At 58.7% G+C, this 17,638-nt stretch carries 13 protein-coding genes; 1 reads left to right on the top strand and 12 read right to left on the bottom strand.

What is annotated here, in order from left to right; genetic code table 11:
- Window positions 1-102 precede the first annotated feature (102 nt).
- The 10 genes from brnQ to sdhC form a co-directional block, all read right to left on the bottom strand.
- Window positions 103-1,416, bottom strand: coding sequence for a branched-chain amino acid transport system II carrier protein (gene brnQ / locus NE357_RS08280; protein WP_169429452.1), 1,314 nt, complete (start codon window positions 1,414-1,416; stop codon window positions 103-105).
- A gap of 329 nt (window positions 1,417-1,745) precedes the next feature.
- A complete protein-coding gene (sucD, locus tag NE357_RS08275; RefSeq protein ID WP_011333119.1) occupies window positions 1,746-2,630 on the bottom strand; it encodes a succinate--CoA ligase subunit alpha in 885 nt (294 codons plus the stop codon).
- A complete protein-coding gene (gene sucC / locus NE357_RS08270) occupies window positions 2,630-3,796 on the bottom strand; it encodes an ADP-forming succinate--CoA ligase subunit beta (protein ID WP_007959029.1) in 1,167 nt (388 codons plus the stop codon). The genes sucD and sucC overlap by 1 nt, the downstream gene beginning before the upstream one ends.
- Window positions 3,797-3,997: 201 nt before the next feature.
- A complete protein-coding gene (gene lpdA, locus NE357_RS08265) occupies window positions 3,998-5,434 on the bottom strand; it encodes a dihydrolipoyl dehydrogenase (RefSeq protein ID WP_011333117.1) in 1,437 nt (478 codons plus the stop codon).
- A gap of 97 nt (window positions 5,435-5,531) precedes the next feature.
- Window positions 5,532-6,752: a 2-oxoglutarate dehydrogenase complex dihydrolipoyllysine-residue succinyltransferase gene (gene odhB / locus NE357_RS08260; protein WP_169429451.1), complete on the bottom strand. Its 1,221-nt coding sequence runs from the start codon at window positions 6,750-6,752 to the stop codon at window positions 5,532-5,534.
- A gap of 42 nt (window positions 6,753-6,794) precedes the next feature.
- A complete protein-coding gene (locus NE357_RS08255; RefSeq protein ID WP_085732274.1) occupies window positions 6,795-9,626 on the bottom strand; it encodes a 2-oxoglutarate dehydrogenase E1 component in 2,832 nt (943 codons plus the stop codon).
- Between the two features lie 259 nt (window positions 9,627-9,885).
- On the bottom strand, window positions 9,886-10,590 hold the full coding sequence (locus NE357_RS08250) for a succinate dehydrogenase iron-sulfur subunit (protein ID WP_169429450.1): 705 nt from the start codon (window positions 10,588-10,590) through the stop codon (window positions 9,886-9,888).
- Between the two features lie 11 nt (window positions 10,591-10,601).
- Window positions 10,602-12,374 (bottom strand): succinate dehydrogenase flavoprotein subunit, encoded by a 1,773-nt coding sequence (gene sdhA / locus NE357_RS08245; RefSeq protein WP_085682949.1) that lies wholly within the window; start codon window positions 12,372-12,374, stop codon window positions 10,602-10,604.
- A gap of 3 nt (window positions 12,375-12,377) precedes the next feature.
- On the bottom strand, window positions 12,378-12,746 hold the full coding sequence (gene sdhD, locus NE357_RS08240) for a succinate dehydrogenase, hydrophobic membrane anchor protein (protein ID WP_085710546.1): 369 nt from the start codon (window positions 12,744-12,746) through the stop codon (window positions 12,378-12,380).
- Complete coding sequence (gene sdhC / locus NE357_RS08235) at window positions 12,740-13,114, bottom strand: succinate dehydrogenase, cytochrome b556 subunit (protein ID WP_011333113.1); 375 nt, start codon at window positions 13,112-13,114, stop codon at window positions 12,740-12,742. The genes sdhD and sdhC overlap by 7 nt, the downstream gene beginning before the upstream one ends.
- A 364-nt stretch (window positions 13,115-13,478) precedes the next feature.
- Between sdhC and gltA the strand changes: the two genes are divergently transcribed.
- Complete coding sequence (gene gltA / locus NE357_RS08230) at window positions 13,479-14,768, top strand: citrate synthase (protein ID WP_007959044.1); 1,290 nt, start codon at window positions 13,479-13,481, stop codon at window positions 14,766-14,768.
- An 872-nt stretch (window positions 14,769-15,640) separates the two neighbouring features.
- On the opposite strand, the gene NE357_RS08225 is transcribed toward gltA, so the two are convergent.
- Window positions 15,641-17,299 (bottom strand): cation acetate symporter, encoded by a 1,659-nt coding sequence (locus NE357_RS08225; protein ID WP_169429449.1) that lies wholly within the window; start codon window positions 17,297-17,299, stop codon window positions 15,641-15,643.
- A complete protein-coding gene (locus NE357_RS08220; protein ID WP_096822125.1) occupies window positions 17,296-17,607 on the bottom strand; it encodes a DUF485 domain-containing protein in 312 nt (103 codons plus the stop codon). The genes NE357_RS08225 and NE357_RS08220 overlap by 4 nt, the downstream gene beginning before the upstream one ends.
- Between the last annotated feature and the right edge of the window lie 31 nt (window positions 17,608-17,638).

Here is a 17,638-nt window from a genome sequence, read left to right as displayed (position 1 = left end):
GGAAAAAGACACTGCCTCACACCCATAAAAAATGCCCCGTATCGATTGATACGGGGCATTTCTGTTTAATCACCCAAGGCCGCTTGTGGCAGCCCGGCAATCTTAGGCAAGTGCTTCGGCGCGCTTGCCCAGCAGGCGATCACAAACGACGGCAACTACCAGGGTCATCACGCAAGGCACCAGCCACGCCAGGCCTTGCTCGCTCAGCGGCAGGTGGGCCAGTTGCGATGGCATCCAGTCAGCCAGACCGGCGCCTTTCAGCGCATCGATGGTGCCGAACACGAACGACACCAGCATCACCGGGCCCATGATGCGGCTCTGTTCATGCCAGAACGCGGCACAGAAGCTCAGGGCCACCAGCACGATGCACGGCGGGTAAATCGCAGTCAGCACCGGGATCGAGAACGCGATCAGCTTGGTCAGGCCCAGGTTGGACACCAGCAACGAAAACGCGGCGAGGATGATGACCAGCGTCTTGTAGGACAGCGGCACTACGCGACTGAAGTATTCAGCGCAGGCACAGGTCAGGCCGACCGCCGTCACCAGACACGCCAGGGAGATCAGTACCGCGAGAAAGCCACTGCCCAGCGAACCGAAGGTATGTTGCACATAAGCGTGCAACACCGCCGCGCCGTTGGTAGCGCCAGCGGCCACTTCATGACTGCCGGAACCCAGACGGAACAGGCTGACATACACCAGCGCCAGACCGACACCGGCAATCAGCCCGGCGATGATCGCGTAACGGGTGATCAGGGCCGGCGACTCGACGCCACGGGAGCGGATCGCGTTGACGATGACGATGCCGAACACCAGGGCGCCCAGGGTATCCATGGTCAGGTAACCATTGATGAAGCCTTGAGAGAACGGTGCCGCGACGTATTCCGGAGTGGCCACGCCGATATCACCGGCCGGCAGCGCGAACGCAGCGATGCCGAGTACGGCCAGGGCAATGATCTTCAGCGGCGCCAGGAAACGTCCTACGGTATCCAGCAGACGGCCCGGATAGAGCGAGATGAAGAATACCAGCAGGAAATACACCGAGCTGTAGAGGAACAGCGCCAGCGGGCTTTCACCGGTCAGCGGCGCCAGGCCCACTTCGAAAGACACGGTTGCGGTACGCGGCGTGGCGAACAACGGGCCGACCGCCAGATAGCACGCGGCTGCCAGTACGCCACCGGCAATCTTGCCGATCGGCGTGCTCAAGGCATCCATCGCTCCGCCGACCTTGGCCAGCGCCACGACGGTGACCACCGGCAGACCAACCGCCGTGATCAGGAAGCCCAGCGCCGCCATCCAGACGTTTGGCCCGGACTGCAAACCGACGATAGGCGGGAAGATGATGTTGCCGGCCCCGACGAACAGGGCGAATGTCATAAAGCCAAGTGCCAGGATGTCCTGACCTTTCAAAACTTTCATTAAGGAAATACCACACTACTGAATCGGAATTTAGAGGGGGATTTCCCTGTGGGGTTAGGGAAATGCTGTCAATCCGTATGGGACTGACCCGTTTAGCGCGTTGCATGCCTTGTGGGCGGCAGACGCAAAAATGGCTGCTAGCCTAACGAATTTGTCTGACAAACGCACTGTTTGAGGGCGAACTATCCGATACGCGACATGTCCGTGTCGCGTTTTTGCATGTAATTGGGCAGGTGCCTATAACTCACCTTCGTCAACTCACCCAACAGAAACGACAAAGGCCACCCGAAGGTGGCCTTTGTTGCTGGAGCAGAGAAGTCAGCCGAAGCTTACTTCTTCACTTCCCAGCCAGTCAGCTCGGCCAGGGCCTTGCCGATGTCTGCCAGCGAACGCACGGTTTTCACGCCTGCGTCTTGCAGCGCAGCGAATTTCTCGTCTGCAGTGCCTTTGCCGCCGGAGATGATTGCACCCGCATGGCCCATGCGCTTGCCCGGAGGAGCAGTCACACCAGCGATGTAGGAAACAACCGGCTTGGTCACGTTCGCCTTGATGTAGGCAGCCGCTTCTTCTTCAGCCGAACCGCCGATCTCGCCGATCATGACGATCGCTTCGGTCTTCGGGTCTTCCTGGAACAGCTTCAGGATATCGATGAAGTTCGAACCCGGGATCGGGTCACCACCGATACCGACGCAAGTCGACTGACCGAAACCGGCGTCAGTGGTCTGCTTCACAGCTTCGTAGGTCAGGGTGCCGGAACGGGAAACGATACCGACCTTGCCTGGCAAGTGGATGTGACCTGGCATGATGCCGATCTTGCACTCGCCCGGAGTGATCACGCCTGGGCAGTTAGGGCCGATCAGGGTAACACCCAGCTCGTCGCACTTAACTTTCGCGTCCAGCATGTCCAGGGTAGGAATGCCTTCGGTGATGCAGACGATCAGCTTGATGCCGCCGAACGCTGCTTCCAGGATCGAGTCCTTGCAGAAAGGAGCCGGAACGTAGATCACGCTGGCGGTGGCGCCAGTGGCTTCTACAGCTTCTTTCACAGTGTTGAACACAGGCAGGTTCAGGTGAGTGGTGCCACCTTTGCCTGGTGTCACGCCGCCAACCATTTTGGTGCCGTAGGCAATGGCTTGTTCGGAGTGGAAAGTACCCTGCGCACCGGTGAAGCCCTGGCAGATTACTTTGGTGTCTTTATTGATCAGGACGCTCATTACTTGCCCTCCGCAGCTTTAACGACTTGTTGAGCAGCGTCGGTCAGGCTGGTAGCAGCGATGATGTTCAAACCGCTTTCTGCCAGTACTTTAGCGCCCAGTTCAGCGTTGTTGCCTTCAAGACGAACAACAACCGGGATTTTCACGCCGACTTCTTTCACTGCACCGATGATGCCTTCGGCAATCATGTCGCAACGAACGATGCCGCCGAAGATGTTAACCAGTACTGCAGCGACATTGCTGTCGGACAGAATGATTTTGAAAGCTTCGGTCACGCGCTCTTTGGTAGCACCACCACCTACGTCGAGGAAGTTGGCTGGCTTGCCGCCGTGCAGGTTGACGATGTCCATGGTACCCATGGCCAGGCCGGCACCGTTCACCATGCAGCCGATGTTGCCTTCCAGCGCTACATAGTTCAGTTCGAACTTGGCAGCGTGCGCTTCGCGCGGATCGTCCTGGGACGGATCGTGGAAAGTCTTCAGCTTAGGCTGACGGTACATTGCGTTGGCGTCGATGTTGATCTTGGCGTCCAGGCAGTGCAGATCGCCGTCAGCCTTGATCACCAGCGGGTTCACTTCCAGCAGAGCCAGGTCGTGATCCTTGAACAGCTTGGCCAGACCTACGAAGATCTTGGCGAACTGAGCAACCTGCTTGCCTTCCAGACCCAGCTGGAATGCCAGCTCGCGACCCTGGAATGGCTGAGCGCCAACCAGTGGATCGATAGTGGCTTTCAGAATTTTTTCTGGAGTGTCGTGAGCGATTTTCTCGATGTCCACGCCACCTTCGGTGGAAGCCATGAACACGATGCGACGGCTCGAACGGTCAACGACAGCGCCCAGGTACAGCTCTTTAGCGATATCAGTGCACGATTCAACCAGGATCTTGGTGACTGGCTGGCCATTGGCATCAGTCTGGTAAGTCACCAGACGCTTGCCCAGCCACTGCTGTGCGAAGGCTTTGGCGTCTTCTTTGCTGCGAACCAGCTTGACGCCGCCCGCTTTACCGCGACCACCGGCGTGAACCTGGGCTTTGACAACCCACTCGTTGCCGCCGATTTTGTCGCAAGCTTCTGCTGCTGCTTCCGGGGTGTCTACTGCGAAACCAGTGGAAACTGGCAGGCCGTATTCAGCGAACAGCTGCTTACCCTGATACTCGTGAAGATTCATGCTTTTTACCGTCTTCGTTAGGTACTGCGCATTCGGCGCTGCGCTCTTTATGAGTGCCGCGCCACCTGTGACTGCTGCTTGCGTAGCCTTTCCGGATACCCGGTGCAGCTACGCAAGGCTGCGTCCAGCGGACATTCCGCGGTGAGTCTTGCACGCAAGGCTCACGACGGGCCGTACCGCCGTGGTTTCTTATTGTGTGTCTTAACGCTTCTTGCGGTTGGCAATGTGGATGGCGCCGCCATTCACTGCCAGAGCTGCTTCGTGCAAGGCTTCGGACAGGGTCGGATGGGAGAAAACCATCATGCCCAGGTCTTCAGCGCTGGTGCCGAATTCCATACCGATCGCGCCCTGCTGAACCAGTTCTGCAGCGCTCGGGCCAATCACGTGCACGCCCAATACGCGGTCAGTCTTGGCATCGGCGATGACCTTGACGAAACCACCGGTATCGTTGGCGGCCATGGCACGGCCGGATGCTGCGAACGGGAAGGTGCCGACGTTAACTTCAACGCCTTCAGCTTTCAAGGCCTGCTCGGTTTTACCGACCCATGCGATTTCCGGGTGAGTATAAATAACCGAAGGGATCAGGTCATAGTTCATCTGGGCCTTGTGGCCCTTGATGCGCTCGACGACCATGATGCCCTCTTCCGAGGCCTTGTGAGCCAGCATCATGCCGCGAACCACGTCACCGATGGCGTAGACGCCCGGTACGGTGGTGGCGCAGTGATCGTCAACGTGCACGAAACCGCGCTCGTCCAGGGTCACGCCGCTGTCGGCTGCCAGCAGATCAGTGGTCACCGGACGGCGACCAACGGCTACGATCAGCTTGTCGAAAGTGATGGTCTGTTCGCCGTTGGCGTCGGTGTAGTTCACAACCACTTCGTCGCCGTTCACTTTCGAGCCGGTTACGCGAGCGCCCAGCTTGATGTCCAGACCCTGTTTGGTCAGGGTTTTCAGCGCTTCCTTGGAAACCGCGGTGTCCGCTGCCATCAGGAAGGTGTCCAGGGCTTCCAGGACAGTCACTTCTGCACCCAGACGCGACCAGACCGAACCCAGTTCCAGACCGATCACGCCAGCGCCGATCACGCCCAGACGTTTAGGTACGGATTGGAATTCCAGAGCGCCAGTCGAATCGACGATGACTTTCTGATCGACCGGAGCCGGTGGAATGTCGATCGGACGCGAACCTGGAGCCAGGATGACGTTTTCGGCTTCGATGACTTCAACCGAGCCGTCCGGCTTGGTGACTTCGACTTTCTTGCCGGCCAGCAGTTTGCCGTGGCCCTGGATCGAAGTAACGCCGTTGGCCTTGAACAGGGTGGCAACACCGCCGGTCAGGTTCTTGACGATGCCAGCCTTGCGGCCAACCATCGCAGCGACGTCCATTTTGACTTCGCCGGTCGAGATACCGTGGACGTTGAAGCTTTCTTTCGCTTCCTTGTATTTCCAGGAGCTGTCCAGCAGCGCCTTGGAAGGAATGCAGCCTACGTTCAGGCAGGTGCCGCCCAGGGCTTGCTTGCCTTCAGCATCGGTGTACTTCTCGATGCAGGCAGTGCTCAGGCCGAGTTGCGCGGCCTTGATGGCTGCCACGTAGCCGCCAGGGCCCGCACCGATCACTACTACGTCAAATTTCTGCGACATTCAAAAAATCCTCTTTAGCGAAAAGCTTCAAGCCGCAAGCTGCAAGCCAGACTGCCGTTCCCGGCAGCCTGAAACCTGCAGCTCATGGCTGCTTCTATCAGATATCCAGCAACAGACGAGCCGGATCTTCCAGCAGGTTCTTGATGGTCACCAGGAAAGTCACAGCTTCTTTGCCATCGATCAGGCGGTGATCGTAGGACAGTGCCAGATACATCATCGGACGGATAACGACCTGACCGTTGATGGCCATCGGACGCTGGATGATGTTGTGCATGCCCAGAATCGCTGCCTGCGGCGGGTTAACGATCGGGGTCGACATCATCGAACCGAAGGTACCACCGTTGGTGATGGTGAAGGTACCGCCGGTCATTTCGTCCATCGACAGTTTGCCGTCACGAGCCTTCTTGCCGAAGGTGGCGATGCCGCCTTCGATTTCAGCCAGGCTCATGTGCTCGGCGTTGCGCAGAACCGGAACCACCAGGCCACGGTCGCTGGACACTGCCACACCGATGTCGGCATAGCCGTGGTAAACGATGTCGTTGCCGTCGATCGAAGCGTTGACCGCAGGGAAGCGTTTCAGCGCTTCGGTGGCAGCCTTCACGAAGAACGACATGAAGCCCAGGCGTACGCCGTTGTGGGATTTCTCGAACAGGTCCTTGTACTTCGAACGCAGCGCCATGACTTCGGTCATGTCGACTTCGTTGAAAGTGGTCAGCATCGCCATGTTCGACTGGGCTTCAACCAGGCGCTTGGCAACGGTGGCACGAACGCGAGTCATCGGAACGCGCTTCTCGATGCGGTCGCCAGCGGCGAACACAGGAGCGGCAGCGGCCGGAGCAGCAGCTTTCGGCGCAGCAGCCGGAGCGGATTTCTTCGCTTCAACTGCGGCAACCACGTCTTCCTTGGTCACACGGCCGTCTTTGCCGGTGCCTTTAACGGAAGCCAGGTTGATGCCGTTTTCTTCGGCCAGCTTGCGAGCGGCTGGTGCGGCGATCGCGTCTTCGTCAGCGCCGGCAGCAGCCGGGGCAGCGGCAGCAGCGGCCGGAGCAGCAGCGGCAGCCGGAGCAGCGGCAGCAGCGCCGCCTTCAACGATGGAGCCCAGGACTTCGTCGGACAGAACGGTTTCGCCCTCGCCCTTGACGATTGCGCCCAGCACGCCGTCAGCGGTGGCCAGCACTTCCAGAACGACCTTGTCGGTTTCGATGTCGACGATCAGTTCGTCACGCTTGACGGCGTCGCCCGGTTGTTTGTGCCAGGTGGCAACGGTGCCATCGGCAACCGATTCCGGGAAAGTGGGGGCTTTGATCTCGATAGCCATTGTCTGTGGTTCCTTAAATTCGGTTTCAGGTGCGCGAAGGCGTTAAACGGTAAACGCGTCTTGCAGCAGTTTTTCCTGCTGCTCGGCGTGCATCGATGCGTAACCACATGCAGGTGCAGCAGAAGCCTCACGGCCCGCGTACTCGAGTACGAGAGATTTGTTGAGGTTGCTGATGCTGCGACGCAGGTGGTGCTGGCTGCAGTACCAGGCGCCCTGGTTCATCGGCTCTTCCTGGCACCAGACAGCCGCTTTGGCGTTGGTGTAAGGAGCCAGGACTTCTTTCAAGTCGTCCTCAGGGAATGGGTACAGCTGCTCGATACGCACGATGGCGATATCTTCGCGGCCTTCGGCACGGCGTTTTTCCAGCAGGTCGTAGTAGACCTTGCCGCTGCACAGAACCACGCGCTCGACCTTTTTCGGGTCCAGTGCATCGATTTCCGGGATAACGGTCTGGAAGGAACCTTCGGCCAGATCTTCCAGCGTCGAGATTGCCAGTTTGTGACGCAGCAGCGACTTCGGAGTCAGCACTACCAGCGGTTTGCGCAGCGGGCGAATCACCTGACGACGCAGCAAGTGGTAGATCTGCGCCGGAGTCGTCGGCATGCACACCTGAATGTTGTGCTCGGCGCACAGCTGCAGGTAACGCTCAAGACGCGCCGAGCTGTGCTCAGGGCCCTGGCCTTCGTAGCCGTGTGGCAGCAGCATGGTCAGACCGCAGAGACGGCCCCACTTGTGCTCGCCGCTGGTGATGAACTGGTCGATGACAACCTGTGCACCGTTGGCGAAGTCGCCGAACTGGGCTTCCCAGATCACCAGCGCGTTCGGCGTGGTGGTCGAGTAACCGTATTCGAACGCCAGCACGGCCTCTTCCGACAGGAACGAGTCGTACAGGTCGAAACGCGGCTGACCTTCATACAGATGCTTGAGCGGAATGTAGGTGCCGGCATCTTTCTGGTTGTGCAGAACAGCGTGACGGTGCGAGAACGTACCGCGGCCGATGTCCTGACCGGTCATGCGGATCGGGTGACCTTCGAACGCCAGGGTCGCGTACGCCATGGTTTCAGCGTAGCCCCAGTTGATCGGCAGGCCGCCGGCTTGCATCTTCTGACGATCTTCGTAGATCTTCGCAACCTGGCGCTGAACCACGAAGCCTTCCGGAATTTCCAGCAGCTTGGCGGACAGTTCCTGCAGAGTCTTCAGATCGAAGCGAGTGTCGTGACGCGCAGTCCAGGCGTGGCCCAGATACGGACGCCAGTCCACGAACAGCTCTTTGTTCGGCTCTTTGACCAGCGATTTCACTACGTGCAGACCGTTGTCCAGCGCGTTGCGGTATTCGTCGACTTTCGCCTGAACGCGCTCGGCATCCAGTACACCGGCCTGGGTCAGACGATCAGCGTACAGCTCACGGGTGGTGCGCTGCTTGGTGATCTGCTGATACATCAGTGGCTGGGTGCCGCTTGGCTCGTCGGCCTCGTTGTGGCCACGACGACGGTAGCAGACCAGATCGATCACCACGTCACGCTTGAACTGCATGCGGTAGTCGATGGCCAGCTGGGTCACGAACAATACGGCTTCCGGATCATCGCCATTCACATGGAGGATCGGCGCCTGGATCATCTTCGCAACGTCGGTGGCGTACTCGGTGGAGCGCGAGTCCAGCGGATTGCTGATGGTGAAACCGACCTGGTTGTTGATCACGATGTGCACGGTACCGCCGGTCTTGAAACCGCGGGTCTGCGACATCTGGAAGGTTTCCATCACCACGCCTTGACCGGCGAATGCCGCGTCACCGTGGATGGAGATCGGCAATACCTTCTCGCCGGTCGCATCGTTGCGACGGTCCTGACGAGCACGTACCGAACCTTCGACCACCGGGGAAACGATTTCCAGGTGGGACGGGTTGAACGCCATGGCCAGGTGAACTTCACCGCCGGCGGTCATCACGTTGGACGAGAAGCCCTGGTGGTATTTAACGTCACCGGAACCCAGCTCGACCTTCTTCTTGCCTTCGAACTCGTCGAACAGCTCGCGCGGGTTCTTGCCGAAGGTGTTGACCAGTACGTTCAGACGGCCACGGTGGGCCATGCCGATGACGACTTCCTTGGTGCCGTAGGAACCGGAACGCTGGATCAGTTCGTCGAGCATCGGAATCAGGCTTTCGCCGCCTTCCAGACCGAAACGCTTGGTGCCCGGGTATTTGGTACCCAGGTATTTTTCCAGGCCTTCACCGGCCGTCACGCGCTCAAGCAGGTGGCTCTTGATGTCGGCGGAGTATTCCGGACGGCCACGTACGCTTTCCAGACGCTGCTGGAACCACTGGCGCTGCTCGGAATCGGTGATGTGCGTAAATTCAGCGCCGATGGTGCGGCAATATGTCTGCTGCAACGCTTCGTGAATTTCGCGTAGGCTCGCTTCCTCTTTGCCGATGAACAGGTCGCCGGCACGGAAGGTCGTATCAAGATCGGCATTGGTCAAGCCGTAATGATTGATCGACAGGTCTGCAGGTGCAGGACGCTGCCACAGCCCCAGCGGGTCAAGCTGGGCTGCCTGGTGGCCACGCATACGGTAGGCCTGGATCAATCGCAGCACTTCAACTTGCTTCTTCTCGTGCTCACTGCTCACGCTGCCGGCGGAAACCGGTTGGGCGCGGCGCTGGTTCTTTGCCAGCAGCACGAAATGATCGCGAATTGTGGAGTGCGAAACATCGGTGGCAGAGCCGCCGTCGGCGGGCAGCTTCTGAAAGTAGGTGCGCCACTCTTCTGGCACAGCGTTAGGGTCGTGCAGGTAGAGCTCATAAAGCTCTTCCACATAGGCAGCGTTTCCACCTGAAAGGTAGGCGCTGTTCCACATGCGCTGCATCACGCTTTCTTGCATGCTTGGTCACCCTCGGTTAGGGGAACACCATCGGTGCCGACACCGAGCAAGCTTGCAGAAGTCCGAATGCAGCGACCAAAACAAGCCACTTAGGATCACACTGATAGTCCGGGTACCAGCCCGGATGCCCCTGCTTGTCTCATTTCTTCAAAATAAGAGCTGCAGCTTATGGCTGTTGCTCTGGTTATAGCCCTGGCGCGGGTTGAAGCCCGCGCCACAGCCTCTACGGTGAAGCAGTACTACTTTTACAGCTTCTGAATCACACGCCGCTCGAAAGCAGCATGTTACGGATGTGACCGATGGCCTTAGTCGGGTTCAGGCCTTTCGGACATACGTTGACGCAGTTCATGATGCCCCGGCAGCGGAAGACGCTGAACGGGTCATCGAGGGACGCCAGACGCTCGGACGTCTTGGTGTCACGGCTGTCTGCCAGGAAGCGGTACGCTTGAAGCAGTGCAGCCGGACCCAGGAACTTGTCCGGGTTCCACCAGAAGGACGGGCAAGAGGTCGAGCAGCAGGCGCACAGGATGCACTCGTACAGACCGTCGAGCTTTTCACGCTCTTCAGGGGACTGCAGACGCTCGATGGCCGGAGCCGGCGTGTCGTTCTGCAGGAAAGGCTTAACCTTCTCGTATTGCTTGTAGAAGATGCTCATATCGACGACCAGGTCACGGATAACCGGCAAACCTGGCAGAGGACGAATGATCAGCTTGTTACCTTTGACGACAGCGGACAGCGGCGTGATGCACGCCAGGCCGTTCTTGCCGTTGATGTTCATGCCGTCGGAGCCGCAGACGCCTTCACGGCAGGAGCGACGATAGGAGAAACCTTCGTCCTGCTCTTTGATCAGGGCCAGCACGTCCAGCACCATCAGGTCCTTACCACCGGTATCGACCTGGAATTCCTGCATGAACGGCGCAGCGTCCTGATCAGGGTTGTAACGATAAACACTGACTTTCAACATGGCGGTCACCCTTAATAAGTCCGGACTTTTGGTTCGAAAGTCGGAACAGTCTTCGGCGAGAAGTTCACGGCACGCTTGGCGACACGTTTCTCACCCGGGAAGTACAGGGTGTGGCACAGCCAGTTTTCGTCGTCACGATCTTCGAAGTCTTCACGGGCGTGAGCGCCGCGGGACTCTTTACGTACTTCGGCAGCAATGGCGGTAGCTTCAGCCACTTCCAGCAGGTTTTGCAGTTCCAGCGCCTCGATACGTGCAGTGTTGAACGCCTGCGACTTATCGTTGATCTTCACGTTGGCGATGCGCTTGCGCAGATCGGCCAGCTGGGCAATACCCTTCTGCATGTATTCGCCGGTACGGAATACACCGAAGTAGTTCTGCATGCAGCTTTGCAACTCGCGACGCAGGGTAGCGACGTCTTCGCCGTCGGTACGGTTGTTCAGGGCGTTCAGACGCGCCAGGGCAGCTTCGATGTCGGCTTCGGTAGCGTCGTCGTATTCGATGCCATCGGTCAGCGCCTTCTCCAGGTGCAGGCCGGCAGCGCGACCGAATACCACCAGGTCGAGCAGCGAGTTGCCGCCCAGACGGTTGGCACCATGAACCGATACGCAAGCCACTTCACCGACGGCGAACAGACCAGGAATGATCTGATCCACACCTTCGGCGTCCTGGGTGATCGCCTGGCCGTGAATGTTGGTGGCAACGCCGCCCATCATGTAGTGGCAAGTCGGAACAACCGGAACCGGAGCAACCACCGGGTCAACGTGTGCGAATGTCTTCGACAGTTCGCAGATGCCTGGCAGACGGCTGTGCAGCACTTCCTCGCCCAGGTGGTCGAGTTTGAGCATTACGTGGTCGCCGTTCGGACCGCAACCGTTGCCGGCGATGATTTCTTTAACCATCGAACGGGCAACCACGTCGCGACCGGCAAGGTCTTTGGCGTTCGGAGCATAACGCTCCATGAAACGCTCGCCGTGCTTGTTGATCAGGTAACCACCTTCACCACGGCAACCTTCGGTAACCAGTACACCGGCGCCGGCGATGCCGGTCGGGTGGAACTGCCACATTTCGATGTCTTGTACCGGCACGCCAGCACGCAGAGCCATGCCGACGCCGTCACCGGTGTTGATCAGGGCGTTGGTGGTGGAGGCATAGATACGACCTGCACCGCCGGTAGCCAGAACGGTGGCTTTCGCGCGGATGTAGGTGGTTTCGCCGGTTTCGATGCAGATTGCGATCACACCGACGAATTCGCCTTCCTGGTTTTTTACCAGGTCGACAGCGTAGTACTCGTTCAGGAACGTGGTACCGGCTTTCAGGTTGCCCTGATAAAGGGTGTGCAGCAGCGCATGACCGGTACGGTCGGATGCTGCGCAGGTACGGGCAGCCTGCCCGCCTTTACCGTAATCCTTCGACTGACCGCCGAACGGACGCTGGTAGATACGGCCGGTTTCGGTACGCGAGAACGGCAGCCCCATGTGATCCAGCTCGAAAACGGCAGCCGGGCCTTCCTGACACATGTATTCGATAGCGTCCTGGTCACCGATGTAGTCGGAACCCTTGACGGTATCGTACATGTGCCAGCGCCAGTCATCGTTCGGGTCGGCCGACGCGATGGCGCAGGTGATGCCGCCCTGGGCGGAAACAGTGTGCGAACGGGTCGGGAAGACCTTGGTGATCACGGCAGTCTTGTGACCGCCCTGTGCCAGCTGCAGCGCAGCGCGCATGCCGGCACCGCCGCCGCCAATGATGATGGCGTCGAAAGAAATCGTTGGAATGTTAGCCATGAATCAGATACCCCAGAGAATCTGCACACCCCAGACGAAGTAAGCGAACATCGCGACGCCGCATACTGCCTGGAAAAGGAAACGTACTGCAGTCGCAGACTTGCCCAGCGCCATCGGCGTCAGGTAGTCGGTCGCGATGGTCCACATGCCGACCCAGGCGTGAGCGCCCAGGGCAACCAGTGCCAGCAGACTGAAGATACGCATTCCGTTGTGGGCGAACAGGCCATGCCATTGTTCATAACCGATGCCCGGGTGAGCGGCGAGGTAGCCGATCAGGAATATGAAATAAGCCGCGAGAACGACCGCAGACACACGCTGTGCCATCCAGTCATAGAGGCCCGAACGCGAAAGGTTTGTAACGCTGGTTACCATATCCAAACTCCTGCCAGAACGATCAGCACCACGGAAACGGCGATGATCAGTTTCGAGCCCAGGCGGCCGCCTTCCAGCGTCTCACCGATGCCCATGTCCATGATCAAGTGGCGCACACCGGCAACCAGGTGATACAGAAGAGCGGACAGGAGGCCCCATGCTACGAACTTGGCCAGCGGGCTGGTCAAGCATGCCTTCACCTCGACATAACCTTCCTCGGAACCCAGGGATTTGCCCAATGCATAAAGCATGATGCCGAGGCCCAGGAAGAGGATGATGCCGGAAACACGGTGAAGAAACGACGTAACGCCGGTGATGGGGAGTTTGATGGTCCTTAGGTCTAGGTTTACAGGTCGTTGGCTTTTCACGGCTTTTTTTTCACACTGAAGAGCCCCTAACAATCAGGGCAAAGTTGTTGGGGAGTGCACTGGTCAGGTAACCACCACCCAGGGATGCGACCCCCAATGAAAGCAAGCCCAAAAGCCCTTGGCGGTCGGTCGCCGAGTATAGACAGTTAGGCTACTAATGACAACGCAATCGCCTACCCCCAATAGCGGATTGCACAAGTCGTATAAAAGGCGTAAATGGCAGGCAATTTCGAGGAAAAAGTACGGTTAAAGCCTTCTGGAGCAAGACTTTAGGCAAATTGACATTCGAATTTATCTCACTATAGTGGTGCGGGCCCTGCGTGGGGGGTCTGTCTGATGATTTCAAGCATAAATAGGAGGCCACATGGCTGACAAAAAAGCGCAGTTGATCATCGAGGGCGCAGCCCCCGTCGAGCTGCCCATTTTAACCGGCACCGTTGGTCCCGATGTAATCGATGTTCGGGGCCTGACGGCCACGGGCCGCTTCACTTTCGACCCCGGTTTCATGTCGACCGCTTCCTGCGAATCGAAGATCACCTATATCGACGGCGACAACGGCATCCTGCTGCACCGCGGCTACCCGATCGAACAACTGGCTGAAAAGTCGGACTACCTGGAAACCTGCTACCTGCTGCTGAACGGCGAACTGCCGACTGCAGAGCAAAAGGCCCAGTTCGTCGGCACCGTGAAGAACCACACCATGGTTCACGAGCAGCTGAAAACCTTCTTCAACGGCTTCCGCCGCGACGCCCACCCGATGGCCGTCATGTGTGGTGTAGTCGGCGCCCTCTCGGCCTTCTACCACGACTCCCTCGACATCAATAACCCGCAGCATCGCGAAATCTCCGCGATCCGCCTGGTTGCCAAGATGCCGACCCTGGCCGCGATGGTTTACAAGTACTCCATGGGTCAACCCATGATGTACCCGCGCAACGACCTGTCGTACGCGGAAAACTTCCTGCACATGATGTTCAACACCCCGTGCGAGATCAAACCGATCAGCCCGGTACTCGCCAAGGCCATGGACCGGATCTTCATCCTCCATGCCGACCACGAGCAGAACGCTTCGACCTCCACCGTGCGCCTGGCGGGCTCTTCGGGTGCCAACCCGTTCGCCTGTATCGCCGCCGGTATCGCCGCACTGTGGGGCCCTGCCCACGGCGGTGCGAACGAAGCCGTGCTGACCATGCTCGATGAAATCGGCGATGTCTCGAACATCGACAAGTTCATCGCCAAGGCCAAGGACAAGAACGATCCGTTCAAGCTGATGGGCTTCGGTCACCGCGTCTACAAGAACCGCGACCCTCGCGCGACTGTCATGAAGCAGACCTGCGACGAAGTATTGAAGGAACTGGGCATCCAGAACGATCCGCAACTCGAACTGGCCATGCGCCTGGAAGAGATCGCTCTGACCGATCCGTACTTCATCGAACGCTCGCTGTACCCGAACGTCGACTTCTACTCGGGGATCATCCTCAAGGCGATCGGCATTCCGACCAGCATGTTCACCGTGATCTTTGCCCTGGCACGTACTGTCGGCTGGATCTCCCACTGGAAGGAAATGCTCTCGAGCCCGTACAAGATTGGCCGTCCGCGTCAGCTGTACACTGGTTACGAGTCGCGGGATATCACCAAATTGGAAGACCGCAAATAAGGGCTGTCTTGCGATAGCGTCTTAGCGTTGTACCGGGAACGGCCTCCATGAGAATGGGGGCCGTTTTTGTTTGTTTCATCTCAGCGGCCTTTGGGCCGACTGGTTTTTTTGTTGATTGGGTACATATCCGTTGCTTCGGGTGCTGCCGCTGGCGGTTTCGCTCTTACAGCGAGTCACTTTTTTCAAACGCCAAAAAAGTAACCAAAAACGCTTGCTCCTACGTACGGCACTTCGCTTAGGCTCAGTGTTCCCTCGCTACGGTGTCCATCAGGGGGCATCGCCTACGGTTTGCTTCGCTGCACCTCCTTTCGATGTATGCGGCTTCGCCGCACGGCGCTGCGCGCCTCCCCCCTGACGGACACCTCCGCTCGGCCTGCCGAAGGGGCAAAAAATCAAAAGCCAGAGCCAGAGCCAGAGCCAGAGCAAAGGCCAGATCAAGAGCTCCTCCTCCCCACTCAACACGATGAGCGTTAGCTCAAGTACCGCTCTTGATCTTCGGGCGACGTCGGAAGGCTGAGTGGAGGGATTTATCCGGGGGTGGGAGCGCAGCGACCGTTTGGCGAAGCCAAACACATCGAGAGGAGGTGCAGCGAAGCAAACCGTAGGCGATGCCCCCCGGATGAATCCCGGAGCGAAGGAACCCCGAGCCTCAGCGAGCGGGCCGAACGTAGGAGCAAGCGTTTTTGGTTACTTTTTAGGCGTTTGTAAAAAGTGACCCGCCGTAAGGGCGGAACCCCAAGAAGCCGTTACCGCGGCAACGGATATACACCCACCTCCCAAGAACATCCGATAACCGCCCACAAAAAAAATGCCCCAATCTCTCGACCAGGGCATTTCCATCCAACTCAACCTACATATTCAACCTAGAAGCCTCAGTGCGAAACCGCCCCACTCGCCCCCAACCCAGTCTGCGAACGCACAAACTGCGGGAAGAACAGCGCACGCTCGTTCTCTGCCGCCGCCGACTTATCGGTGATCGAGAAGAACCAGATGCCGATGAACGCAATGATCATCGAAAACAGCGCCGGATACTCGTAAGGGAAGATCGCCTTCTCATGATGCAGAATCTGCACCCAGATGGTCGGGCCAAGAATCATCAGCCCCACCGCACTCACCAGCCCCAGCCAGCCGCCAATCATGGCGCCACGGGTGGTCAGCTTCTTCCAGTACATTGAGAGCAGCAGCACCGGGAAGTTGCAACTGGCCGCGATGGAGAACGCCAGACCCACCATGAACGCGATGTTCTGGCTTTCGAACAGGATGCCCAGGCCGATGGCCAGAACGCCCAGCGCGATGGTGGTGATCTTCGAAACGCGGATCTCATCCTTGTCGTTGGCCTTGCCCTTCTTGATCACGCTGGCGTACAGGTCATGGGACACCGCCGAAGCGCCGGCCAGGGTCAGACCGGCCACGACCGCCAGAATGGTTGCGAACGCCACGGCCGAGATGAAGCCGAGGAAGATGCTGCCGCCCACGGCGTTGGCCAGGTGCACCGCCGCCATGTTGTTGCCGCCGAGCAGCGCGCCCGCCGCATCTTTAAAGGCCGGGTTGGTGCTGACCAGCAGGATCGCGCCGAAGCCGATGATGAAGGTCAGGATGTAGAAGTAGCCAATGAAACCGGTGGCGTACAGCACGCTCTTACGGGCTTCTTTCGCGTCACTCACAGTGAAGAAGCGCATCAGGATGTGCGGCAGGCCAGCGGTACCGAACATCAGTGCCAGGCCGAGGGAGAACGCCGAGATCGGGTCTTTCACCAGCCCGCCGGGGCTCATGATCGCCTCGCCCTTGGTGTGAACCTTGATGGCTTCGGAGAACAGGGTGTTGAAGTCGAAGTTGACGTGCTTCATCACCATCAGCGCCATGAACGAGGCACCGGACAGCAACAGCACAGCCTTGATGATCTGCACCCAGGTGGTCGCCAGCATGCCGCCGAACAGCACGTACAGGCACATCAGGATACCGACCAGGATCACCGCAACGTGGTAGTCGAGACCGAACAGCAGCTGGATCAGCTTGCCGGCACCAACCATTTGCGCGATCAGGTAGAACGCCACCACCACCAGCGAACCGCAGGCAGACAGCGTGCGGATCTGGGTTTGCCCGAGGCGGTAGGACGCCACGTCAGCAAAGGTGTACTTGCCCAGGTTACGCAGACGCTCGGCGATCAGGAACAGAATGATCGGCCAGCCCACCAGAAAGCCGATCGAATAGATCAGGCCGTCGTAGCCGGAGGTGAACACCAGCGCGGAGATACCCAGGAAGGACGCTGCCGACATGTAGTCACCGGCAATCGCCAGACCGTTCTGGAAACCGGTGATCTTGCCGCCCGCCGCATAGTAGTCGGCGGCCGACTTGTTGCGTTTGGACGCCCAATAGGTGATGCACAGGGTCGCGCCGACGAACACCACGAACATGACGATCGCGGAAACGTTGAGCGGTTGTTTGTGGACTTCGCCGGTCAGGGCGTCAGCGGCCCAGGCGGCTGGAGCGAACGCTGCGATGCTCAAAAGAGCCAGTAGACGCCGGATCATTGCTGAGCCTCCTTGAGAATCGCATTGTTCAGGTCGTCGAACTCGCCATTGGCGCGGCGTACGTAGATACCGGTCAGGACGAAGGCCGAGACGATCAGCCCGACACCGATGGGGATGCCCCAGGTGATCGATGAGCCGGCACTGATCTTGGTCCCGAGCACTTGCGGCCCGTACGCGATCAGCAGGATGAATCCGGAGTAGAGCCCTAGCATGATCGCCGAGAGTATCCAGGCGAACCTTTCCCTTTTTTTCACCAGCTCCTTGAAGCGCGGGCTGTTCTGAATAGAGAGGTAAATGCTGTCGTTCATTGTTTTTATCCTCGCAGCACAGATTTTTATT

It is taken from the genome of Pseudomonas sp. G7(2022), from assembly GCF_052660475.1.
The sequence above is the reverse complement of the archived record's forward strand: the minus strand, read 5'-3'. Positions and strand labels throughout refer to the sequence as shown.

Coding starts and splice junctions, on each gene's coding strand:
- brnQ (WP_169429452.1), bottom strand. CDS start 1,416: ATGAAAGTTTTGAAAGGTCAGGACATCCTGGCACTTGGCTTTATGACA.
- sucD (WP_011333119.1), bottom strand. CDS start 2,630: ATGAGCGTCCTGATCAATAAAGACACCAAAGTAATCTGCCAGGGCTTC.
- sucC (WP_007959029.1), bottom strand. CDS start 3,796: ATGAATCTTCACGAGTATCAGGGTAAGCAGCTGTTCGCTGAATACGGC.
- lpdA (WP_011333117.1), bottom strand. CDS start 5,434: ATGTCGCAGAAATTTGACGTAGTAGTGATCGGTGCGGGCCCTGGCGGC.
- odhB (WP_169429451.1), bottom strand. CDS start 6,752: ATGGCTATCGAGATCAAAGCCCCCACTTTCCCGGAATCGGTTGCCGAT.
- NE357_RS08255 (WP_085732274.1), bottom strand. CDS start 9,626: ATGCAAGAAAGCGTGATGCAGCGCATGTGGAACAGCGCCTACCTTTCA.
- NE357_RS08250 (WP_169429450.1), bottom strand. CDS start 10,590: ATGTTGAAAGTCAGTGTTTATCGTTACAACCCTGATCAGGACGCTGCG.
- sdhA (WP_085682949.1), bottom strand. CDS start 12,374: ATGGCTAACATTCCAACGATTTCTTTCGACGCCATCATCATTGGCGGC.
- sdhD (WP_085710546.1), bottom strand. CDS start 12,746: ATGGTAACCAGCGTTACAAACCTTTCGCGTTCGGGCCTCTATGACTGG.
- gltA (WP_007959044.1), top strand. CDS start 13,479: ATGGCTGACAAAAAAGCGCAGTTGATCATCGAGGGCGCAGCCCCCGTC.
- NE357_RS08225 (WP_169429449.1), bottom strand. CDS start 17,299: ATGATCCGGCGTCTACTGGCTCTTTTGAGCATCGCAGCGTTCGCTCCA.
- NE357_RS08220 (WP_096822125.1), bottom strand. CDS start 17,607: ATGAACGACAGCATTTACCTCTCTATTCAGAACAGCCCGCGCTTCAAG.